This window comes from Streptomyces sp. NPDC094448 (assembly GCF_044763775.1).
Taxonomy (GTDB): Bacteria; Actinomycetota; Actinomycetes; order Streptomycetales; family Streptomycetaceae; genus Streptomyces.
Map to the genome: position 1 here is coordinate 18015 of NZ_JBIWGU010000017.1, position 21660 is coordinate 39674.

A 21660-nucleotide genomic window follows, 5' to 3' on the forward strand; every position below is an offset into this window, starting at 1 on the left:
CCATGGAAGCTTTCACCACCCACACCGGCCGGGCCGTCCCGCTGCGCCGCAGCAATGTCGACACCGACCAGATCATCCCGGCCCACTGGCTGAAGAAGGTCACCCGCGACGGCTTCGAGGACGGGCTCTTCGAGGCCTGGCGCAAGGACTCCGAGTTCGTGCTCAACCGCCCGGAGCGGCAGGGGGCGACCGTCCTGGTCGCGGGCCCCGACTTCGGTACCGGCTCCTCCCGTGAGCATGCCGTCTGGGCGCTCCAGAACTACGGCTTCAAGGCCGTCATCTCGGCCCGCTTCGCCGATATCTTCCGCGGGAACTCGCTGAAGAACGGTCTGCTGACCGTGGTCCTGCCCCAGGAGGCCGTCGACGCCCTGTGGCAGCTGACGGAGGACGACCCGACCGCCGAGGTCACCGTGGACCTGGAAGCGCGCGAGGTCCGGGCCGCCGGGCTGACCGCCCCGTTCGAACTGGACGAGAACGCCCGCTGGCGGCTGCTGAACGGGCTGGACGACATCAGCCTCACCCTTCAGAACGAAGCGGACATCGCGGCCTACGAGGCCTCCAGGCCCGCCTACAAACCCAGCACTGTTCAGGTCTGATCGGGTCTGATCAGGGCTTATCCCCGACTGCGCCCCCCACCGTCCGGTGGGGGGCGCAGTCGTCTGTTGAGGGCCCGCCGGGCGACAACTCGCCTCAGATGGCACAATCGGTGCATGGAACGCGACAATCAACTCGACCTGTACGGGGTCGTCGCGGCCCGGTTGAAGGAAGCGCACACCGTAGTGCGCACACTGCAAGTCCCGGAGGGCGCAAGGACGGCGCTCTCCCGGAAGCTGCTGGTCATCACGGCCGCGGCAAAGCACGATCTCCCGGACGCGGCACGGCGTCTGGACCGCTTGATGCGGGACATCGACGAGGGTCGAATCCCCGGCGGCGACTGACATCCCGGCTCGCGAAGGAGCGGCATGCGGAGACAAGAGCGGTCGACTTCATTGCGGCACTAGGGTGATTAGCCCGTTTCGTGTTTGATTTGCGGTATATATCTGCCTAACGTGCGAAAAAGCCTGGACAGATTCGGTCCGGCAATGTCTCCGAAGGGGAAGACGTGAACAAGGCGCAGCTCGTAGAAGCGATTGCCGACAAGCTCGGCGGCCGCCAGCAGGCCGCCGACGCGGTCGACGCGGTGCTGGACGCGATCGTCCGCGCGGTCGTCGGCGGAGACCGGGTCTCGGTCACCGGCTTCGGTTCGTTCGAGAAGGTCGAACGCCCCGCCCGCTATGCCCGCAACCCTCAGACGGGTGAGCGGGTCAGGGTCAAGAAGACCTCCGTCCCGCGCTTCCGCGCAGGCCAGGGCTTCAAGGACCTGGTCAGCGGGGCGAAGAAGCTGCCGCGCGGCGGCGAGGTCTCCGTCAAGAAGGCCCCCAAGGGCAGCCTCTCGGGCGGCGCTTCCACCCGGACGACGGCCAAGGCCGCGGCCAAGAAGGCCACCGCCAAGAAGGCCGCCGCGAAGAAGACCGTGGCGAAGAAGGCGGCACCCGCCAAGAAGGCGGCGGTGAAGAAGACCGCGGCCAAGAAGGCGACGACCACCAAGAAGGCCGCGGCGAAGAAGACCACGGCCAAGAAGGCCGCCCCCGCCAAGAAGGCGACCGCCAAGAAGACCGCCCCGGCGAAGAAGGCGACCGCCAAGAAGGCCCCGGCCAAGAAGACGACGGCGCGTACGACCGCCGCGAAGAAGACCACCGCGCGCAAGCGGTAGGTCGGCCGGCCAAGGCCGCCACCGGTAAGCGGCACCCGCCGCAAAGGCCACTCACGCGCCGGGCCGGGCTCCTCTGGGGGAGCCCGGCCCGCGGCGTGTCCGGGGTCCCCCGTACGGGCGTTCCGGCAGGGACGAGATCCACCCGGCCCGGCCCGGCCGCCTTCCGGACGGGGCCTACAAGGTCTGGAGCGTCACCAGGGTGATCCGCAGCCCGGCGCCCCGGCCCTCGGTCTCGATGCGGACCCGCTGACCGGGCCGGAGCAGCCGCAGCCCGCCCGCGTCGAAGGCGGCGGCGTCGAAATCCACCGGCGTGCCGTCGTCCAGCAGCACACTGCCGCGGCGGGTCTCGGGGTCGTATGTGTACGAGGTCGCCTGCATACCCGCAGCCTAAGGGACGGCCCTCAGCCCTCGGCGTCCACCCGCAGCCGGACCCGGGCCAGTCCGGCCGCCGTATGCGGCCCGACGCCCAGGCGCAGCACGGCCGCCAGGTCCTCGGGCGTATCGACGTCGCGGCGGACCGAATCCACCTCCCGCAGGCGCAGCTCCACCGCCCCCGACGCGGTGTGCCGGCGCCGCGACGCACCCCCGAACGCGGGCCGCAGCCCGGCGCCCGGCGCGGCCGTCAGCAGGGTTGTCCCGATATCCGCGGCATCCGGCAGGAAGGACCGCGGGAACCGGGCCGCACGGTCCAGCACCCGGGCCAGTTCGCCGGGCCGCAGCGCCGGCAGATCCGCGTTCAGCGTGGCCACCGCCGCGTCCGGGCGCCGCAGCCGCACCGAATGCGCCCCGTGCGCCAGCGCCGCATTGAGGCCCGCCCCCGGCGGATCGGCCAGGATGCGGGCCCCCAGCGCCGCCAGCTCCGCCCCCGCGAGCTGATCGTCCGTGACAACGACCACATCCCGTACGGCCGGACAGTCCAGCGCCGCGGACACCGTGTCCTGGGCGAAGGCGAGCACCACCTCGGGCCGGACGGCCGCGGCGACGGCACCGGCGAGCCGGCTCTTGGCCACCGCAAGGGGTTTGAGGGGGATCACCAGGGACCAGTGGGCCCGTGCATCGCTGTCCAGTGCGGCGCTCCGTCCGTGTGTCATCGGACCCCATTGTCGCCCGGCCCCGGCGCACGGCGGGGCGCGCCCCGGTGACCGGGGCGTACGGTGTGCTCGACAGACCGGAGGGCCGGGGCGAGACTTGATCCCCGCCACCGGGCGGCAGCCCGGTGACCGGTGAGTCCGTCCGGGGCTCGTACGCGTCCGCAGAAGAAAGGGTGTCCGCGTGTCCCGCCGAAAAATCGGCTTCTGGTACCGCCTGGCGGCGGTCATCGCCAAACCGCCGCTACTGGTTCTCTTCAAGCGGGACTGGCGCGGCGCGGAACACATTCCGGCCGACGGCGGATTCATCACCGCGGTCAATCACAACTCATATCTCGACCCCCTTTCGTATGCCCACTTCCAGTACAACACCGGACGCGTCCCGCGCTTTCTCGCAAAGGCCCCGCTGTTCTCCACGCCGTTCGTCGGCATGATGCTCCGCGGCACCGGACAGATCCCCGTCTACCGCGAGAGCACCAACGCCCTCGACGCCTACCGGTCCGCCGTGGACGCCATCGAACGGGGCGACTGCGTCGCCTTCTACCCCGAGGGCACCATCACCCGCGACCCCGGTACCTGGCCCATGGCGGGAAAGACCGGTGCGGCCCGGATCGCCCTGGAGACCAGGGTGCCCGTCATCCCGGTCGCCCAGTGGGGCGCGAACCTGGCGATGCCGCCGTACGCCCGGGAGAACAAGGTCCGGCTCTTCCCCCGGAAAACCCTGATCGTGCAGGCCGGGCCGCCCGTCGACCTGAGCAGGTTCTACGATCGGGAACCGACGCCCGAGGTGCTGCGCGAGGCCACGGAGGCCATCATGAGCGCCATCACCGGCCTTCTGGAGGAGGTCCGCGGCGAGAAGGCACCGGACCGGCCGTGGGACCACGGCAAGGCCCGGGAAGAACAGCGGCGCAAGGCCGCAGGGGAAGGAAAGCAGTGACAGACTCGGCCCACCACGCCGACCGGCCCGTCAAGGCAGCCGTCTTCGGAACCGGCTCCTGGGGCACCGCCTTCGGCACGGTCCTCGCGGACGCGGGCTGCCAGGTGACCCTCTGGGGGCGGCGCCCCGAACTGGCCGAGGCCGTCAACACCACCCGTACCAACCCCGACTATCTGCCCGGAATCGAACTCCCCGCCGGGCTGCGGGCCACCACCGACCCCGCCGAGGCACTGGACGGCGCCGACTTCACGGTGCTCGCCGTGCCCTCGCAGACCCTGCGCGCCAATCTCGCCGCCTGGACGCCCCTGCTGCCCGCCGACACGGTGCTGGTCTCCCTGATGAAGGGCGTCGAACTCGGCACCACCAAACGGATGAGCCAGGTGGTCGAGGAGGTCGCCGGGGTGCCCGCGGAGCGGGTCGCCGTGGTCACCGGCCCCAACCTCGCCCGGGAGATCGCCCAGCGGCTGCCCGCCGCCGCGGTCGTCGCCTGCCGGGACGAGGCGGTGGCGCGGCGCCTCCAGTCCGCCTGCCACACCCAGTACTTCCGCCCGTACACCAACACCGACGTCGTCGGCTGCGAACTCGGCGGCGCGGTGAAGAACGTGATCGGCCTCGCGGTCGGTATCGCCGACGGTATGGGCCTCGGCGACAACGCCAAGGGCTCCCTCATCACCCGCGGCCTCGCCGAAACCACCCGCCTCGGGCTCGCGATGGGCGCCGACCCGCTGACGTTCTCCGGACTCGCCGGACTGGGCGATCTGGTGGCCACCTGCTCGTCACCGCTCTCGCGCAACCACACCTTCGGGCTCAACCTCGGCAAGGGCATGACGCTGGAGCAGACCATCGCGGTCACCAAGCAGACCGCGGAGGGCGTCAAGTCCTGCGAATCGGTGCTGGACCTGGCCCGCAGCCATGGTGTCGACATGCCCATCACCGAGACCGTCGTCGGCATCGTCCACGACGGCAAGCCCCCGGCGGTGGCCCTGAAGGAACTGATGTCGCGCAGCGCCAAACCCGAACGCCGCTGACCCGTCTCCGGTGCGGTCGAGTGTCCCGGGGCGGCGCCCCCGGGCCCGAACCCCGTACCCGCGGCGCGGTGACCGTCTTCCGTACCCGGAGGCCGTGCATCCGGTGCGGTTCTCCGGCCGGGCCGGGGCGTGTTGCCGGTGCTGCCCGCCGGTGCGGTGCCGGGCCTTCCAGCCGGGACGGGACCCCGGCGGGGCCGCCCGGCCCGCCGGGCCGCTCCCCGCGCTGCGCCACCGGCCCGGCCCGGTTCGCGGGCCGCGGTTCCGGCTCCGGTACGCCCGCCGGACCGGCTTCCGCCGGAGGCTGTCCGGCGGCCGGCGGGGTGAAATCCCCGCCGGCACCGGGGCCGGACGGACGGCGGGCCGGGGCGGCGGCGGACACGGAGCCGAACCGTCCGGCCACCACCGCGCAGCCGGTACGGCGGCCGCGGCGCCCCCGCACCTTCCACCCACCCCGGCGGAGCCGCCCTGTCGGATGACGGTTCGCACGGTAGTCTCAGGGCGATATGAGCACCGAGAACCTCCCCCAGACCCCCGATCCGCAGGGCCGTAAGCCGCGGGTCGCCGTCGTCTTCGGCGGGCGCAGCTCCGAGCACGGGATCTCCACGGTCACCGCCGGCGCCGTGCTCCGCGCCATCGACCGGACGAAGTACGACGTCATCCCCGTCGGCATCACGCTCGACGGACGCTGGGTGCTGACCGCGGACGACCCCGACCGGATGGCCATCACCGAACGGCGCACCCCGAACGTGGCCGAACTGGCCGACGGGGCCTCCGGGGCCGTGGTGCTCTCCGCCGAACCCGGCAACCGCGAACTCGTCTACAGCGAGCCCGGCGCCGTCCCCAAGACCCTCGGCGAGGTCGACGTCGTCTTCCCGGTGCTGCACGGCGCCTACGGCGAGGACGGCACCCTCCAGGGCCTGCTGGAGCTGGCCGGAGTGCCGTACGTCGGCTCCGGCGTCCTCGCCTCGGCCGTCGGCCAGGACAAGGAGTACATGAAGCGGATCCTCGTCTCCTACGGGCTGCCCGTCGGACCGTACGAGGTCATCCGCCCCCGCGACTGGGAGCGCGACCCCGGCGCCGCCCGCAAGCTGCTCCTGGGCTTCGCCGACGAGCACGGCTGGCCGCTGTTCGTGAAGCCCGCCCGGGCCGGTTCGTCCATCGGTATCACCAAGGTCGAGTCCGCCGAAGGACTTGACGCCGCGATCGAATCCGCCCGCCGCCACGACCCGAAGATCATCGTCGAGGCGATGGTCCGCGGCCGTGAGATCGAGTGCGGGGTGCTGGAGTTCGAGGACGGGCCGCGGGCCAGCGTCCCCGCCGAGATCCTGGTCGACCAGGACGGGCAGTTCTACGATTTCGACGCCAAGTACATCGACTCGGCCGACGGTGTCGTCCCCGCCCCGCTCACCGAGGAGGAGACCGCCGAGGTCCGCCGGCTCGCCGTCGAGGCCTTCGAGGCGACGAGCTGCGAGGGCCTGGTCCGCGCCGACTTCTTCCTGACCACCGACGGCCGGTTCGTCATCAACGAGATCAACACCATGCCCGGGTTCACCCCGATCTCGATGTACCCGCGGATGTGGCAGGAGACCGGGGTCGCCTACCCGGAACTGGTCGACCGGCTCATCGGGGCCGCGCTGCGCCGCACCACCGGCCTGCGCTGACCCGGGCCGCCCGCCCCGCGCGGGCGGCCGTCACGGCAGTTCCAGCGTGGCCGGCACGGTCTCCTTCACCGCGTCGGCCAACTGGGCCAGCGGGGTCGCGTCGTTCGCGTACCGCTCGTCCATCGACACCTCGACGTACGTCTCGCGGTACGTCGTCGTGAAGCGGGTACCCTCCCCGGTCCGCTCCAGCATCCAGTTCACCCCGTCCGCCTCCACCGCCTGCGCCGCGGGATCACTGATCCCCGCGGGCCGGGGAATGCCGCAGCGCAGTACGATCGCGGCGTCGCCCCAGCCCGCGGTCAGCTTCGACGCGGGCTCGGGGTCGGAGCGGTCCTGTCCGCCGACCGTCTCCGGAAGCTGCCCGTCCAGCGCCTCGCAGAGCGCCGACTCCCCCTCCGGAGGGCGGGGGACGGCGACCTCGGCCCGGTCCGCGGAGCATGCGGTGACGGCGAGGAGCACGGCCGCGGACAGGGCGAGACGCAGGGACGGCGCCGCGGAGCGGAAGCGGGGACGGCCGTGGGAGCGGGAGCGGGACCGGCGGGCGGAAGTCACCGGCCAAGCGTAGACGGGGGCTACAGGTGGACGACCGGGCAGGTGAGTGTGCGGGTGATGCCTTCCACCTGCTGGACCTTGGCGACGACCAGACGGCCCAGCTCGTCCACCGTGTCCGCCTGGGCCCGCACGATCACGTCATAGGGGCCGGTGACGTCCTCGGCCTGCATCACTCCCGGGATCTTGCCGATGGTCTCGGCGACGGCCGACGCCTTGCCGACCTCGGTCTGAATCAGGATGTACGCCTGTACCACGGAACCTCCAGGGCGGCCCTGGGTGTGCTTCCCCGGTCAACGGTGCCCTCGGCGCCGCCGGCGACTCGGGTGGGGAAACCCCAGGGGGGAGAGAGAGACGCCACGGTATCGCGTCGCCACGGGCGACGGGGAGACCCGCGCGCCGGGAGGCGTCCGTAGTGTGGCGTGCGTCGAGCGCACGTTGACGCGTCCCTTGACGGTACCGAGCCCCCCGGCGCCCCGCGACCGGGCCGGTCCGGCCGCGGAACGGCGCGTCCCGCGGCGGCTCGCGGCGAACGGCACCACAGCACGACAGCCCGGCCGGGTGGTCCGGCGGGACGACGGAGAGGTGAGACTCGGGTGAAGGGCACTGTGGGCGAGTTGGGAGAGTTCGGCCTGATCAAAGAGCTCACTTCCCGGCTCACCTCGACCCCCGCGGTCCGGATCGGACCCGGTGACGACGCGGCCGTGGTCGCCGCGCCCGACCGCAGGGTGGTGGCGAGTACCGACATCCTGCTGGAGGGCCGGCACTTCCGCCGCGACTGGTCGACCGCGTACGACGTGGGCCGCAAGGCCGCCGCGCAGAATCTGGCCGACATCGCCGCCATGGGCGCCGTCCCCACCTCCCTCCTCCTCGGTCTGGTCGTCCCCGCCGATCTCCCCGTCACCTGGGCGACCGAGCTGATGGACGGCATCCGCGACGAATGCCAGGTCGCCGGGGCCGCGGTGGTCGGCGGAGATGTCGTACGCGGAGAGGTGATCACCCTCGCCATCACCGCGCTCGGCGATCTCCGCGGCCATGAGCCCGTCACCCGCGGCGGGGCCAGACCCGGTGACGTCGTCGCCTACACCGGCTGGCTCGGCTGGTCCGCCGCGGGCCATGCGGTGCTCTCCCGCGGCTTCCGCTCCCCCCGCGCCTTCGTCGAGGCGCACCGGCGGCCCGAGCCGCCCTACCACGCGGGCCCGGCCGCCGCCGGACTCGGCGCCACCGCGATGTGCGACGTCAGTGACGGTCTGATCGCCGATCTCGGCCATATCGCGGAGGCCAGCAAGGTCCGGATCGACCTGCGCTCCGGCGCCATCGACATCCCCAGCCAGATGCACGACATCGGGCAGGCGGTCGGCGTCGATCCGGTCCAGTGGGTGCTCACCGGGGGAGAGGACCACGCGATCGTCGCCACCTTCCCGCCGGACGCCAAACTCCCCGCCCGCTGGAAGACCATCGGGGAGGTCCTCAAGCCCTCGGCCGCACCCCGGGTCACCGTCGACGGCATTCCCTGGCACGGCGGCAGCGGCTGGGACCACTTCGGAGACGGATCGTGACCCCGCCCACCGCACCCACTCCGCCCACCGCGCCTACCGCGTCCCGCGCGCCTTCCGTGCCGCCCCGGGTGCTGACCGTCGCCGGATCCGACTCCGGCGGCGGCGCCGGCATCCAGGCCGACCTGAAGACCATGCTCGCCCTCGGAACCCACGGCATGAGCGTCATAGCCGCGGTGACCGCGCAGAACTCCGTCGGCGTCCAGGGCTTCTGGGAGCTGCCCGCCGAAGCGGTACGCGCCCAGTACCGCAGCGTCGTCGACGATATCGGCGTACAGGCCGTCAAGACCGGCATGCTGGCCTCCGCCGGGCTGGTGGAGACCGTCGCCGCCCTCCTCGCGACCACCGACGCGCCCGTCGTCGTCGATCCGGTCGGGGTCTCCAAGCACGGGGACGCCCTGCTCGCGGACTCCGCGCTGGACTCCGTACGCCGGACCCTGCTGCCCCTCGCCACCGTCGCCACGCCCAATCTCGACGAGGTCGCCCAGCTCACCGGGGTCGTCGCCGGGGACGAGACGGGGCTGAGGCGGGCCGCCGACGCCGTCCTCGGCTTCGGGCCGCGCTGGGCCCTCATCAAGGGCGGGCACCTCGCGGGCGACGCGGTGGACCTGCTGACCGACGGCACCGAGGAACACTGGTTCCGCGCCCCCCGCTTCGACAACCGGCACACCCACGGCACGGGCTGCACCCTGGCGTCCGCGATCGCCGCGGGCCTGGCCAAGGGCCTGCCGGTGCCGGAGGCGGTGGCGGCGGCCAAGGAGTACGTCACGGGCGCGATCGCGGCGGGCTTTCCGCTGGGCGCCGGGATAGGGCCGGTGCACCACGGCTGGCGCGGGACCGGGCCGCACTGAGGACCGGCCGGTACGGGGCCCGAGGGGTCCCGTACCCCCGGCACCGTCCCGGAGTGGCACCGGCACCACGGCAAAAAGACCAGGCGGCCCACCTCGAAAGGTGGGCCGCCTGGTCAGGCAACCGGGGGGCTGCGCTAGCGACGGGGCGTCCGCTGTTAGCGCGAGACCTTGCCGGCCTTGATGCACGAGGTGCAGACGTTGAGCCGCTTCGGCGTCCGACCGACCACGGCACGCACGCGCTGGATGTTCGGGTTCCAGCGACGGGACGTACGGCGGTGCGAGTGGGAGATGTTGTTGCCGAAGCCCGGCCCCTTGCCGCAGACGTCGCAGTTGGCAGCCACGGGTCACTCCAAAGACTTCAGATGCACGTACAGTGAATTCCGGCGAGGCCGGAAATCAGAAGCTGACTCGGTGGCTTTGCCGGGGGATGGGTGCCTGATGTTCATCAGGCAACCGGAGCAGCATACAACGGCTCCGCCCTTTCAACGAAACTACCATGCCTCCCCCTCGCCGCCGGACCGGGTCCCGGAGGGGACGGCCGGTCCGGCGGCTACCCTGCGGTGCGACCGCGCCCACGCCCGTACCGAGGAGGATCCCCAGGTGCCGCAGAAACTCGACGCCGCAGCGGTACGGGTCTGGTGCGCGGGGGCGCTGGAGGCGCTGGGCCGGGAGCGCGAGGAGATCGACGCGATCAACGTCTACCCGGTCGCGGACGGTGACACCGGCACCAATCTGTATCTGACCGCCGAATCCGCGGCCACGGCCGTGGAGGCGGTGTTCGCGGCCCACGAGGCAGGACCAGGCCTGTTCGGCGCCGCCGGAGAGCCCGAGACGTCCGCGGTGATCCGGGCCATGGCGCACGGGGCCCTGCTGGGCGCCCGCGGGAACTCCGGCACCATCCTCGCCCAGCTGCTGCGCGGTATCGCGGAGCGCGTCGCGGACGGCGGCGGCATCGCCGATGCCCTGGACCGGGCGGCCGTCCTGGCCCGGGAGGCCGTGGCGCATCCCGTGGAGGGCACGGTCCTGACCGTCGCGGACGCGGCCGCCGCCGGAGCCCGGGCGGCCGGACCCGGTGACGCGGCCGCCGCCCGCGCCGCCTACGAGGCCGCCCGCGAGGCCCTGGCGGAGACCCCGGACCGGCTCGACGTGCTGGCCCGCGCCGGGGTCGTGGACGCCGGGGGCATGGGGCTCCTGGCGGTGCTGCGGGCCCTGGTCGCCGCGGTCACCGGCGAGACGCCCGCCGCGCCCGCCCGCGGCCCCGTTGCCGGTCACGGGCCGGTGACCGCGTCCGCCTCCGTGTCCGCGTCCGCCTCCGCCGATGCCGGGTCGGCCGTCGGAGCCTGCGGCGGCGACGGCCCCGCCTTCGAGGTGATCTATCTCCTGGAGGCCGACGATCCGGCGGTCGCCGCCCTGCGGGCCCGGCTCGACGCCCTGGGGGAGTCCCTGGTGGTCGTCGGCGGCGACGGCCTGTGGAACGTCCACGTCCATGTCGACGACGCGGGCGCCGCCGTGGAGGCCGGTGTGGAGGCGGGCCGCCCGCACCGGATCCGGATCACCCATCTCGCCGGGGCCACCGCGCCCGTCCCCGAGCAGGTCCAGCGGGCGGTCGTGGTGGTCGTCCCCGGGGAGGGGCTCGCCGGGCTGTGCGCGCAGGCGGGCGCGGTCACCGTCCTGGCCCGCCCCGGGGAACCGCCCGCCAGCGGCGAGCTGGTGGACGCGATCCGCCGCGCCCACGCCCGCGAGGTGGTCCTCCTGCCGAACTCCGCCGAACTGCGGCACACCGCCGCGGCCGCCGCCGAACAGGCCCGTACCGAAGGCGTCCGGGTCGCCCTGATCCCCACCCGCGCCGCCGTCCAGGGCATCGCCGCCCTCGCCGTCCACGAGCCGGCGCGCCGCTTCGACGAGGACGTCGTCGCCATGACCGCGGCGGCCGGGGCCACCCGCTACGCCGAACTGGCGGTCGCCGAACACCGCTCGTGGACCACCGCGGGCGTCTGCCAGGCCGGTGACGTCCTCGGACTGATCGACGGCGACGTCGCCGTCATCGGTACGGACCTCACCGCCACCGCCGTCGCGGTCCTGGACCGGATGCTGGCCGCGGGCGGCGAACTGGTGACCCTGGTCCTCTCCGCCGATCTGCCCGACGGCCCCGGCACCGCCGCACGGCTGGAGCGGCACGTACGTGACGCGCACCTGGCGGTGGACACGGTCGTGTACGAGAGCGGCCACGGCGCGAGCCCGCTGCTCATCGGGGTGGAGTGACACCCTCCGGGAGGGGCGGCGGCCCCGATTGTCGGTGGCGTGGTGTGCAATGGATGCCGTGTCCGTCCTGAGTGAACCCCTCAAGAAGACGCTCGGCCCCGCCACCGCGAAGGTGCTCGGCGAGCAGCTCGGTCTGCACACCGTCGGGGATCTGCTGCACCACTATCCGCGGCGGTACGAGGAGCGGGGCCAGCTGACCCGGCTCTCCGAGCTGCCGCTCGACGAGGACGTCACGGTGGTCGCCCAGGTCGCGGACGCCCGGGTCCACACCTTCAACGGCGGCCGCGGCAAACGCCTGGAGCTGACGATCACCGACGGCAGCGGCCGGCTCCAGCTCGTGTTCTTCGGCCGCGGCGTGCACAAACCCCAGTCGGAACTGCCGCCCGGCAGCCGCGCCATGTTCGCCGGGAAGGTGTCGGTCTTCAACCGCAAGCTGCAACTGGCCCATCCCACCTACGCAAAACTGGGCGCGGACGGCACCGAGGCGGCAGAGGGGGCCGGGGGGGCCGACTCCTCCGCCGTCGAGTCCTGGGCGGGCGCCCTCATCCCGATCTACCCCGCCTGCAAGGGCATGGAGTCCTGGAAGATCGCCAAGGCGGTGGACGCGGTGCTGCCGCGGGCCGGGGAGGCCGTCGACCCGCTGCCGGAGGCGCTCCGCGAGGGCCGCGGCTTCGTACCGCTGCCGGAGGCCCTGCTCAAGGTCCACCGGCCCCGGACGAAGGCCGATATCGAGGACGCCCGCGCCCGGCTCAAATGGGACGAGGCCTTCGTCCTCCAGGTCGCCCTCGCCAGACGGCGGTACGCCGACGCCCAGCTCCCCGCGGTCGCCCGCCGACCCGCGCCGGACGGACTCCTCACCGCCTTCGACGCCCGGCTCCCGTTCACCCTCACCGAGGGCCAGCGGAAGGTCACCGCCGAGATCTTCGGCGATCTGGCCACCGAACACCCCATGCACCGGCTGCTCCAGGGCGAGGTCGGCTCCGGCAAGACCCTGGTCGCCCTGCGGGCGATGCTCGCCGTCGTCGACGCGGGCGGCCAGGCCGCGATGCTCGCCCCCACCGAGGTGCTGGCCCAGCAGCACCACCGTTCCATCGTGGAGATGATGGGCGACCTGGCCGAAGGCGGCATGCTGGGCGGCGTCGAACACGCCACCAAAATCGTGCTCCTCACCGGCTCGATGGGCGTCCCGGCCCGGCGCCAGGCCCTGCTGGACCTGGTCACCGGCGAGGCGGGCATCGTCATCGGCACCCACGCCCTGATCGAGGACAAGGTCCGGTTCCACGACCTCGGTCTGGTCGTCGTCGACGAACAGCACCGCTTCGGGGTGGAGCAGCGGGACGCGCTGCGCTCCAAGGGGCAGCAGCCGCCGCATCTGCTGGTGATGACGGCCACCCCCATCCCGCGGACGGTCGCCATGACGGTCTTCGGCGATCTGGAGACCTCCGTCCTCGACCAGCTCCCGGCCGGGCGCTCCCCGATCGCCAGCCATGTGGTGCCCGCCCAGGACAAACCGCATTTCCTCGCCCGGGCCTGGGAGCGGGTCCGGGAGGAGGCCGGCAAGGGACACCAGGCGTATGTGGTGTGCCCGCGGATCGGTGACGAGGCCGACGAGAAGCCGTCGAAGAAGCAGTCGGGCCCGGACGCGGGGCCCGCCGAGGGCGCCGACGGCAAACGGCCCCCGCTGGCCGTCCTCGACGTCGCCGCCGACCTTGCCGCGGGCCCGCTGGCCGGGCTCCGTGTGGAGGTGCTGCACGGCAGGATGCCCCCGGACGACAAGGACGGCGTCATGCGCCGTTTCGCCGCGGGCGAGGTCGACGTCCTGGTCGCGACGACCGTGATCGAAGTCGGGGTGAACGTCCCCAACGCCACCGCGATGGTGATCATGGACGCGGACCGGTTCGGCGTCTCCCAGCTGCACCAGCTGCGCGGCCGGGTCGGCCGGGGCTCGGCCCCCGGGCTCTGTCTGCTGGTCACCGAGGCACCCGAGGCGAGCCCGGCCCGGTCCCGGCTCGCCGCCGTCGCCGCCACCCTCGACGGCTTCGAGCTGTCCCGTATCGACCTCGAACAGCGCCGCGAGGGCGATGTCCTCGGCCAGGCGCAGTCGGGTGTCCGCTCCTCCCTGCGGATGCTCGCCGTCATCGACGACGAGGAGATCATCGCGGCCGCCCGCGAGGAGGCCGCCGCCGTCGTCGCCGCGGACCCCGGTCTGGACGGCCTCCCCGAACTGCGGATCGCCCTCGACGCCCTGCTGGACGAGGAGCGCGAGCAGTATCTGGAGAAGGGCTGAGCCGTCCCTCCCGGATCGCGCCGGGCCCGCGTACCGCGTCCCCGCTACCGCCGGGGTTGCCCCGGCCACCGAGCTTCCCCCGCGCCCGGCGGCCCGGGTGGGGGGCCGGGGTCACTCCCGCCGGGCAGCAGCCCAGGGGGGTGCCCGGCACTGCCGGCTTCGGCCGCGAAGGTGGCAGTGCCGACGCCGAGGGGGCCTTGTCCGTTGCATCCGTCGTAGCTCCCCGACCGGATCCAGCCGGACGCCGCGGGCAGAGAGGGGGAGACCCGGGCGGTGTCGCAGGATTCCCGGGTGCCCCTCCCGCCCTCCCTGCGCAAGGCCGTGGGCGCCGCCCGTCGGGCGGACGGCGCGCTGGGCTCGGGCACGGTCCCGGCCGGGACCGCGGCCCGGCCGCGCGCATCCCCGTGTCCGGCTGAGAGACTGATCACGGCGGCCGGTTCCCGCACACCGCGGGACCCGACCCGACCGCCACCGCCGTTCCCCACCGACTCCGAGGACCGAGATGACCCGCGTGATCGCCGGCACCGCCGGCGGACGCCGCCTCGCCGTACCCCCCGGCACCGGCACCCGCCCCACGTCCGACCGGGCTCGCGAAGGACTCTTCTCCACCTGGCAGGCCCTGCTGGGCACGGTGGAGGGCATCCGGGTCGCCGATCTGTACGCGGGCTCCGGGGCGGTCGGCCTGGAGGCGCTCTCCCGGGGCGCCGCGCACGCACTGCTGGTGGAGGCCGACGCCCGCGCCGCCCGGGTGATCCGGGAGAACGTCCGGGCCCTCGGGCTCCCGGGAGCGGAGGTCCGTACCGGCAGGGCCGAGCAGATCGTCGCAGGACCGGCCCCGGCCGGGCCCTACGACGCCGTCTTCCTCGACCCTCCGTACGCCGTCGCCGACGATGATCTACGGGAGATCCTCCTCACACTCGCCGCCCAGGGGTGGCTGACGGAGGAGGCGCTCGTCACCGTGGAACGGAGCACCAGGGGCGGAACCTTCCGCTGGCCCGCCGGATTCGAGCCGCTGCGATCCCGTCGCTACGGCGAGGGAACGTTTTGGTACGGTCGCGCCGCCTCTGTCTGCGACGAGGCATCCACGTGCGAAGACGCTTCATGACCGGACCGGAGAGCGAGGGACTTCCAGTGCGCCGCGCAGTCTGTCCGGGGTCGTTCGACCCCATCACCAACGGCCACCTCGACATCATCGCCCGAGCCTCCAAGCTGTACGACGTCGTCCACGTCGCGGTGATGATCAACAATTCCAAGAAGGGCCTGTTCACCGTCGAGGAGCGGATGGACCTGATCCGCCAGGTGACCGGCGAGTACGGGAACGTCGTCGTCGAGTCCCACCACGGCCTCCTCGTCGACTTCTGCAAGGAGCGGGACATCCCCGCCATCGTGAAGGGCCTGCGGGCCGTCAGCGACTTCGACTACGAACTGCAGATGGCCCAGATGAACAACGGCCTGTCGGGTGTCGAAACCCTCTTCGTCCCCACCAACCCGACCTACAGCTTCCTCTCCTCCAGCCTGGTCAAGGAGGTCGCGGCCTGGGGCGGCGACGTCTCCCATCTGCTGCCCCCGCCGGTCCACGAAGCCCTCCGCCGCCGCCTCGCCGGGAAGTGACGGCGCGCCGCGGCCCGCGGCCCGTACAGTCGGCTGCGCCAGTCAGTCGGCTGCGCCAGTCCCGACAGCGCGCGACGACGCGTGCGGAAAGCGGCGGACCACGGTGGACGTGCAGAAGAAGCTCGACGAGATCACGGCGGTCGTGACCGGCGCCCGGGCCCTGCCCATGTCGGCGTCGTGCGTGGTCAACCGGGCCGAGCTGCTGACCCTGCTCGACGAGGCGAGGGCCGCGCTGCCGGGCTCCCTCGACCGGGCCCGGGAGCTGATCGGAGAGCAGGAGCGGACGGTCACCCGGGCCCGTGAGGAGGCCCGGCGGATCCTCCGGGACGCCCACACCGAACGCGGCGAACTGCTCTCCGGCAGCCGGGTGGCCCTCGACTCGCGGGCCGAGGCCGACCGCATCCTCGACGAGGCGCGCCGGGCCGCCGAGGAGATCCGTGCCGAGGCCGACGACTACGTCGACGCCAAGCTGGCCAACTTCGAGGTCGTCCTCACCCGCACCATCGGCTCCGTCGGCCTCGGCCGGGAACGGCTGGCCGCCGGAGCCCCGGACGGTCCGCAGGACGGTGGCCCGCTGCCGCCCGGCGGCGCGGGGGCCTACGCCGACGCCACCCTCGGCGCCTTCGAGGAGGTGCTCACCCGCACCCTCGACGCGGTGGGACGCGGCCGGACCACCCTCCAGGGCCGGACGGCAACGGAGTCGCCGGAGGAGCGGTTCCCGCTCGATGCTCCGGCGGCCTGGGCGGATCCGGCGGACCCGGCCCCCGAGCGGGCCACCAGTGACGCCGAGTATCTGGCCGGTCTGGCGGAACCGGCCGGACCGCCGGCGGGAGCCGCCGTACCGGAGTCCTTCGGACCGGGGTACGGGGCGGCGCCCTCGATCCCGGCACAGCAGCCGGACCCGTACGGGACGCCCGCCCGCCCCCTGGACCCGGTCCGGGTCCCGGCCCCGTACGAGCCCGCGCACCGGCTCCGGCCGGAAGAAACGTATAAAATTCATGAAACGGGCGAATCCTATGGCCCGGGGGGTCGCTGAGGGCGGTCGCCCCGGTGGAACGGCCCGGCCCCCGGGGGCCGGATTGGGCCGACGGCGCCCGGTCCAGTATCCTGGTTCTTCGGTCGCGCCTCGTTCGCGATCCCGGCTGCCCGCTTCCCCCGTCGCTGGGGACGTCAGCCCATCCCCCGAAGCATCAGCCCGGTGCATCGGCACGACGTGAAAGCAGGAACAGCCCTGAACGCCCGCCTCGACCACCGCAACCCCCTCGTGTTCGACACGCACGAGCTGGGCCGGCGTCCCGGTGCGCTCCAGCGGCTCTCCCGCAGCGTGTCGGCGCCGAAGGACCTCGGCATCGAGGAGGTCGTCGGAGTTCCCGAGGGCGACTCCGTCGAGCTGGAGCTCCGGCTGGAGTCGGTCATGGAAGGGGTGCTTGTCACAGGCACCGCCCGTGCCTCGGCCGAGGGGGAGTGCGTAAGGTGTCTGGAGCCGCTGCGCCTCGATGTCGCCGCGGACTTCCAGGAGATGTTCACGTACCCCGACACCGATGACCGGATCCGCGGCGCCGCCGCGGCGCCCGGCGACGATGCCGAGGACGAGAACGTCGTGTTCCTCAAGGACGGCCTGTTCGACCTTGAGCCCGTGCTGCGTGACGCGGTGGTGCTCGCACTGCCGATGCAGCCGGTGTGCCGGGAGGACTGTGCCGGACTCTGCCCTCAGTGCGGAATCCGGCTCGACGACGACCCGGACCACCACCACGATGCCACCGACATTCGTTGGGCGGCACTGCAAGGACTCGCCGGCACCATGAGGGACGGCGAGAAGGACAACATGGGCGGCGCCGACGCCGGCGTCGACGAGAAGCAGGAGAAGTAGCCGTGGCTGTTCCGAAGCGGAAGATGTCGCGCAGCAACACGCGCCACCGCCGGTCGCAGTGGAAGGCTGCGGTCCCCACCCTGGTTTCGTGTGAGCGTTGCCAGGAGCCCAAGCAGCAGCACATCGCGTGCCCGAGCTGCGGCACCTACAACAAGCGCCAGGTCCTCGAGGTCTGAGCGGCTGGTGAGAGGCCTGATGTCAGAGCTGTCCAACGCCGGTGACGGAAAGCCGGCGGACAACGCCGACGCAGTCAACGCAGCCTCGTCCCACACGCTTCTGGAAGGGCGGCTCGGCTACCAGGTCGAGTCCGCCCTTCTGGTGCGTGCGCTGACCCACCGCTCGTACGCGTACGAGAACGGCGGGCTGCCCACCAACGAGCGGCTGGAGTTCCTCGGGGACTCCGTCCTCGGCCTGGTGGTCACCGACACCCTTTACCGCAGCCACCCCGATCTGCCCGAGGGGCAGCTCGCGAAGCTGCGGGCCGCGGTCGTCAACTCCCGGGCACTCGCCGGGGTGGGCCGCGGGCTCGACCTGGGCTCCTTCATCCGGCTCGGCCGGGGCGAAGAGGGCACGGGCGGCCGGGACAAGGCGTCCATCCTCGCCGACACCCTCGAAGCGGTGATCGGCGCGGTCTATCTGGACCGGGGACTCGACGCGGCGTCCGAGCTGGTGCACCGGCTCTTCGACCCGCTGATCGAGAAATCGTCCAACCTGGGCGCGGGACTCGACTGGAAGACCAGTCTCCAGGAGCTGACCGCCGCCGAGGGCCTCGGAGTCCCGGAGTACCTCGTCACCGAGACGGGTCCGGACCACGAGAAGACCTTCACCGCTGCTGCCCGCGTCGGTGGTGTCTCGTACGGCACCGGTACCGGCCGCAGCAAGAAGGAAGCGGAGCAGCAGGCCGCCGAGTCGGCCTGGCGGGAGATCCGCGCCGCCGCCGACGCACGGGCGGCCGCCGTATCCGGCAACGCCCCGGAAGCGGAAGCCGCCGACGGCACTGCCGGGAACTCCGCGGCCGGTGCGAGCGGGGCGAACGACGGCCAGGAGTCGGCCCGCGCCTGATTCCCGGTCGCTCCCGTAGCGACGCACGGCAGGTCGAGCCCCCGTCCGGGCCGGACGGGGGCTCGATGCTGTGCACCACCCGTTCGGAGGTACCCTGCGGACGTCGGCAAGAGCGTATCCGGAGGACTCCGTGCCCGAACTGCCCGAGGTCGAGGTCGTACGCAGGGGACTCCTGCGCTGGGTCACCGGGCGGACGATCGCCGAGGCACAGGTCCTCCATCCGCGCGCCGTCCGCCGCCATCCGGCCGGGCCCGTCGACTTCACCGCACAGCTGACCGGGCAGAGCCTCGGCCTCGCCTGCCGCCGCGGCAAGTATCTGTGGTTCTCGCTGGGCCGGACCGGCAGCTCACTCCTCGGCCATCTCGGGATGAGCGGACAGCTCCTGGTCCAGCCCGAAGGCACACCCGACGAACGGCATCTGCGGATCCGGATCCGTTTCGACGACTCCATCGGCACCGAGCTGCGCTTCGTCGACCAGCGCACCTTCGGCGGGCTCTCGGTCCACGAGAACACCCCCGACGGGCTGCCGGACGCCATCGCGCATATCGCCCGCGACCCCCTGGACCCGGCCTTCGACGATCCGGCGTTCCTGAACGCGCTGAAACTGCGGCGCACCACGGTCAAACGGGCGCTGCTGGACCAGTCGCTGATCAGCGGAGTGGGCAATATCTACGCGGACGAGGCCCTCTGGCGGACGAGGCTCCACTACGACCGCCCCACGGCGACCCTGACCCGGCCGCGGGCGACCGAGCTGCTCGGCCATGTAAGGGATGTGATGACGGCGGCCCTCGCGGAGGGCGGCACCAGCTTCGACAGCCTGTACGTCAACGTCAACGGCGAATCGGGCTACTTCGACCGGTCGCTCGACGCCTACGGCCGGGAGGGCGAACCGTGCCGGCGCTGCGGTTCACCGATGCGCCGCAATCCGTGGATGAACCGGTCCAGCTACTACTGCCCGCGCTGCCAGCGCCCGCCGCGGCCCTGACGGCTCCGGCCGCAGCTCCGGGCAGGGCGGCCCGGCGAGGCGCCCGGCGGAGTCAGTAGCCGAAGTTCTGCGTCCACCAGGGGCCGCCGCCGCCCAGCCGGACGCCGACGCCGAGGGTCTTGTAGTCGCAGTTGAGGATGTTCGCGCGGTGTCCGTCGCTCTTCATCCAGGCGTCCATCACGGCCTCCGCGTCCGCCTGGCCGCGGGCGATGTTCTCGGCGGCCAGGTTCTTCACACCCGCCTGCTTCGCCCGGTCCCAGGGCGAGTCGCCGTCCGGGTCGGTGTGGTCGAAGAAACCGCGCACCGCCATATCGTCGCTGAAGTTCCCGGCGAGGCGGGCGAGAGCGGCGTCGTACCGCAGCGGGCTGCAGCCGACCTTGGCACGCTCCTGGTTCACCAGCTCCAGCACCTCCGCCTCCATCGCCGTCTCCGTGGTGGAGGCGGCTTTCCGCTGGGGCTCCGCGGTGCGGGTGGGGGAGGGGCGCACGGCCCGCTCGGGGGTGGCGGTCCGCGGCTCCTGCGACCTCTGCGCGGGGACGGACGGGGTCCGGGACTCGGTGGTCCGGCCGGCCGCCGGGTCGGTCTTCTTCCCGGGCGGTGCGGTGGACGGCGCCTTGCCAGGGGTGCCGGTCGGGGAGGCCGACGGCAGATGCGGGGCGGTGGGGCCCGTGGGGGCGCCGGACGCCGGAGGGGTCGGCCCGGCACCGGTGTCGCCCTGGGTGTTCAGCGTCGCCCGGCCCTCGGCGCGGACCTCGCCGCCGGGGGATGCGTCCCCGCCGGAGACGAAGGTGTCGCCGCCCGGCAGCAGCCCGGACGCGACGGCCACGGCACCCATGGCCACGGCGGCGGAGGCCCCCAGCAGCCCCGTCCGCAGCGGCGCGCCCCTGCGCTTGCCGGCGCTTCGATGACGTCCCATCTGGCTGTGCCTTCCTTTTGCCGTGGAGTTGCCGTGGAGCCCGGAGTAAGCCGAACACATCGCTTACCGGACCCCATCCGGGCAAAACCGGAAACAGGCTCGCCCGAACGGGTGACGTTCGTTGCGAGGGGACTGTACGCCATGAGCCCTGGGACGGAAGTGTCCCGTGAGCAACTCGGAGGCTACGGTGACGCCATGAACGATGCCGCACGACTGACCGCCTGGGTACGCGGGCGCGTACAAGGCGTGGGCTTCCGCTGGTTCACCAGGGCAAACGCTCTGGAGATCGGGGGGCTCACGGGATTCGCCCTCAATCTCGACGACGGCAGGGTGCAGATCGTGGCCGAGGGGCCGCGTGAGAATTGCCACCGTTTGCTGGAGTGGCTTCGCTCCGGCGACACACCCGGACGCGTCGACGGTGTGACTGAGATCTGGGACACTCCGCGCGGTGGTTACGACGGATTCGCGATCCGCTGACGGGCACCCCGCCGACAGCCCCTCCGGCCACCCGCACGGCGGATGCGTTCCGGCACCCCCCGACCCCCGCTCCGGGCAGAAAGCCCCTGGTGGTTGCCAATATCGGCGGTACGTGCGAGGCTGCGCCCCAGTACGGATGATCTCCATGCCCCCGGGCCCCGGAAGGCCGTCGGTGCCGCCCTGTGAGCGGCCGGACGCGCACCGGTTCGGCCGCGCCAGAGGGGCGTGATCGTGTTGACCGTCAAACTTTTTGGTGAGACTCTGGAAGCCCCGCGCACCCCGACTGTCCGGCAGTAGGAACCGCAGCGAGACCAGAGCAGTCACCGCCACTGCCGAGCACCAGCGGGTGCGAATCCCACGACCCACACCGCATCGGTCGGTCACTCATTGTGGAGGACCATCCATCATGGCAAAGGCGCTTCTCGGTTACGTCGGCGGTTCCGACCCGCGACTCCTCGCCGAGATGCGACGGCTTCAGCAGCGCGTCCAGGACCTCGAATCCGAACTCGTACGGATCCAGTCCGAGAACGACGCGCTGAGTGCTGCCGTTGCTCAGCACCCCGGCGATTCGCTGCTCGACAGCATCGACATCGACGTACCGCAGGCGGAGCCCGCGCTCACCTGAGCGCGGAGGAGATCCGCCGGAGATACACCGCGCAAAGATATGCAAGGGACGCCTCGGCGTCCCTTCTTTCTTGCGCTCTGTACTTTCCGCCGCGGTGTTACCGCCGCGTCTTTTCCGCTGTCCGGCCCGGTGCTTTCACCGA

At 72.5% G+C, this 21660-nt stretch carries 25 protein-coding genes; 19 read left to right on the plus strand and 6 right to left on the minus strand.

Going from position 1 to position 21660, the window contains the following annotated elements; genetic code table 11:
- Positions 1-2: 2 nt before the first annotated feature.
- From leuD to ACIQ9E_RS27750, 3 genes are all read left to right on the plus strand, one after another.
- Positions 3-596 (plus strand): 3-isopropylmalate dehydratase small subunit, encoded by a 594-nt coding sequence (gene leuD, locus ACIQ9E_RS27740; protein WP_403711599.1) that lies wholly within the window; start codon positions 3-5, stop codon positions 594-596.
- Between the two features lie 114 nt (positions 597-710).
- Positions 711-938 carry a hypothetical protein gene (locus ACIQ9E_RS27745; RefSeq protein WP_006346342.1) on the plus strand — a complete coding sequence of 76 codons (228 nt, stop codon included), beginning with the start codon at positions 711-713 and terminating at the stop codon, positions 936-938.
- A gap of 164 nt (positions 939-1102) precedes the next feature.
- Positions 1103-1753 carry an HU family DNA-binding protein gene (locus ACIQ9E_RS27750; protein WP_006346341.1) on the plus strand — a complete coding sequence of 217 codons (651 nt, stop codon included), beginning with the start codon at positions 1103-1105 and terminating at the stop codon, positions 1751-1753.
- Between the two features lie 174 nt (positions 1754-1927).
- Here ACIQ9E_RS27750 and ACIQ9E_RS27755 read toward each other — a convergent pair whose 3' ends face one another.
- The gene (locus ACIQ9E_RS27755; protein WP_403711601.1) at positions 1928-2131 is read right to left on the minus strand and encodes a hypothetical protein; all 204 of its coding nucleotides are present in this window, start codon (positions 2129-2131) and stop codon (positions 1928-1930) included.
- A gap of 23 nt (positions 2132-2154) precedes the next feature.
- Positions 2155-2844: a 2-phospho-L-lactate guanylyltransferase gene (gene cofC / locus ACIQ9E_RS27760; RefSeq protein WP_403711603.1), complete on the minus strand. Its 690-nt coding sequence runs from the start codon at positions 2842-2844 to the stop codon at positions 2155-2157.
- A 181-nt stretch (positions 2845-3025) separates the two neighbouring features.
- On the opposite strand from cofC, the gene ACIQ9E_RS27765 reads away from it, so the two are divergent.
- From ACIQ9E_RS27765 to ACIQ9E_RS27775, 3 genes are all read left to right on the plus strand, one after another.
- The gene (locus ACIQ9E_RS27765; protein ID WP_403711605.1) at positions 3026-3778 is read left to right on the plus strand and encodes a lysophospholipid acyltransferase family protein; all 753 of its coding nucleotides are present in this window, start codon (positions 3026-3028) and stop codon (positions 3776-3778) included.
- On the plus strand, positions 3775-4806 hold the full coding sequence (locus ACIQ9E_RS27770; RefSeq protein WP_403711607.1) for an NAD(P)H-dependent glycerol-3-phosphate dehydrogenase: 1032 nt from the start codon (positions 3775-3777) through the stop codon (positions 4804-4806). The genes ACIQ9E_RS27765 and ACIQ9E_RS27770 overlap by 4 nt, the downstream gene beginning before the upstream one ends.
- A 503-nt stretch (positions 4807-5309) precedes the next feature.
- The gene (locus ACIQ9E_RS27775; RefSeq protein ID WP_403711609.1) at positions 5310-6467 is read left to right on the plus strand and encodes a D-alanine--D-alanine ligase family protein; all 1158 of its coding nucleotides are present in this window, start codon (positions 5310-5312) and stop codon (positions 6465-6467) included.
- Positions 6468-6497: 30 nt separating this feature from the next.
- Here the strand turns inward: ACIQ9E_RS27775 and ACIQ9E_RS27780 are convergent, their stop codons facing one another.
- Both ACIQ9E_RS27780 and ACIQ9E_RS27785 read right to left on the minus strand, forming a co-directional pair.
- Complete coding sequence (locus tag ACIQ9E_RS27780) at positions 6498-7019, minus strand: DUF3515 domain-containing protein (protein WP_403711611.1); 522 nt, start codon at positions 7017-7019, stop codon at positions 6498-6500.
- A 20-nt stretch (positions 7020-7039) separates the two neighbouring features.
- Positions 7040-7273: an Lrp/AsnC family transcriptional regulator gene (locus ACIQ9E_RS27785; protein WP_006346334.1), complete on the minus strand. Its 234-nt coding sequence runs from the start codon at positions 7271-7273 to the stop codon at positions 7040-7042.
- Positions 7274-7612: 339 nt separating this feature from the next.
- Between ACIQ9E_RS27785 and ACIQ9E_RS27790 the strand changes: the two genes are divergently transcribed.
- On the plus strand, positions 7613-8575 hold the full coding sequence (locus ACIQ9E_RS27790; RefSeq protein ID WP_403711613.1) for a thiamine-phosphate kinase: 963 nt from the start codon (positions 7613-7615) through the stop codon (positions 8573-8575).
- Entirely contained in the window at positions 8572-9423 is an 852-nt protein-coding gene (gene thiD / locus ACIQ9E_RS27795) for a bifunctional hydroxymethylpyrimidine kinase/phosphomethylpyrimidine kinase (RefSeq protein WP_403711615.1), read from the plus strand. The genes ACIQ9E_RS27790 and thiD overlap by 4 nt, the downstream gene beginning before the upstream one ends.
- A gap of 155 nt (positions 9424-9578) precedes the next feature.
- Here the strand turns inward: thiD and rpmB are convergent, their stop codons facing one another.
- The gene (rpmB, locus tag ACIQ9E_RS27800; protein ID WP_003957616.1) at positions 9579-9764 is read right to left on the minus strand and encodes a 50S ribosomal protein L28; all 186 of its coding nucleotides are present in this window, start codon (positions 9762-9764) and stop codon (positions 9579-9581) included.
- A 259-nt stretch (positions 9765-10023) separates the two neighbouring features.
- Here rpmB and ACIQ9E_RS27805 point away from each other — a divergent pair, with 259 nt between their 5' ends.
- The 9 genes from ACIQ9E_RS27805 to mutM all read left to right on the plus strand — a co-directional run bounded on the left by ACIQ9E_RS27805 (position 10024) and on the right by mutM (position 19500).
- The gene (locus ACIQ9E_RS27805) at positions 10024-11685 is read left to right on the plus strand and encodes a DAK2 domain-containing protein (RefSeq protein WP_403711617.1); all 1662 of its coding nucleotides are present in this window, start codon (positions 10024-10026) and stop codon (positions 11683-11685) included.
- A 49-nt stretch (positions 11686-11734) separates the two neighbouring features.
- Positions 11735-13972, plus strand: a complete 2238-nt coding sequence (gene recG / locus ACIQ9E_RS27810) for an ATP-dependent DNA helicase RecG (RefSeq protein ID WP_403711619.1) — start codon at positions 11735-11737, stop codon at positions 13970-13972.
- Between the two features lie 502 nt (positions 13973-14474).
- Complete coding sequence (gene rsmD, locus ACIQ9E_RS27815) at positions 14475-15077, plus strand: 16S rRNA (guanine(966)-N(2))-methyltransferase RsmD (protein ID WP_403711621.1); 603 nt, start codon at positions 14475-14477, stop codon at positions 15075-15077.
- Positions 15078-15103: 26 nt separating this feature from the next.
- A complete protein-coding gene (gene coaD / locus ACIQ9E_RS27820) occupies positions 15104-15583 on the plus strand; it encodes a pantetheine-phosphate adenylyltransferase (RefSeq protein ID WP_403711623.1) in 480 nt (159 codons plus the stop codon).
- 103 nt (positions 15584-15686) lie between these two features.
- Complete coding sequence (locus ACIQ9E_RS27825) at positions 15687-16619, plus strand: cell division initiation protein (RefSeq protein ID WP_403711625.1); 933 nt, start codon at positions 15687-15689, stop codon at positions 16617-16619.
- Positions 16620-16796: 177 nt separating this feature from the next.
- On the plus strand, positions 16797-17453 hold the full coding sequence (locus ACIQ9E_RS27830; protein WP_403711627.1) for a YceD family protein: 657 nt from the start codon (positions 16797-16799) through the stop codon (positions 17451-17453).
- A 2-nt stretch (positions 17454-17455) separates the two neighbouring features.
- Positions 17456-17629 (plus strand): 50S ribosomal protein L32, encoded by a 174-nt coding sequence (gene rpmF, locus ACIQ9E_RS27835; protein ID WP_026165248.1) that lies wholly within the window; start codon positions 17456-17458, stop codon positions 17627-17629.
- Positions 17630-17648: 19 nt separating this feature from the next.
- Positions 17649-18515, plus strand: a complete 867-nt coding sequence (gene rnc, locus ACIQ9E_RS27840; RefSeq protein WP_403711629.1) for a ribonuclease III — start codon at positions 17649-17651, stop codon at positions 18513-18515.
- A gap of 130 nt (positions 18516-18645) precedes the next feature.
- A complete protein-coding gene (mutM, locus tag ACIQ9E_RS27845; protein ID WP_403711632.1) occupies positions 18646-19500 on the plus strand; it encodes a bifunctional DNA-formamidopyrimidine glycosylase/DNA-(apurinic or apyrimidinic site) lyase in 855 nt (284 codons plus the stop codon).
- A gap of 52 nt (positions 19501-19552) precedes the next feature.
- On the opposite strand, the gene ACIQ9E_RS27850 is transcribed toward mutM, so the two are convergent.
- Positions 19553-20416: a CAP domain-containing protein gene (locus ACIQ9E_RS27850; RefSeq protein WP_403711634.1), complete on the minus strand. Its 864-nt coding sequence runs from the start codon at positions 20414-20416 to the stop codon at positions 19553-19555.
- A gap of 195 nt (positions 20417-20611) precedes the next feature.
- Here ACIQ9E_RS27850 and ACIQ9E_RS27855 point away from each other — a divergent pair, with 195 nt between their 5' ends.
- Positions 20612-20893: an acylphosphatase gene (locus tag ACIQ9E_RS27855; RefSeq protein WP_146482524.1), complete on the plus strand. Its 282-nt coding sequence runs from the start codon at positions 20612-20614 to the stop codon at positions 20891-20893.
- A gap of 406 nt (positions 20894-21299) precedes the next feature.
- Positions 21300-21518, plus strand: a complete 219-nt coding sequence (locus tag ACIQ9E_RS27860; RefSeq protein WP_006346319.1) for a hypothetical protein — start codon at positions 21300-21302, stop codon at positions 21516-21518.
- The last annotated feature ends 142 nt before the right edge of the window (positions 21519-21660 follow it).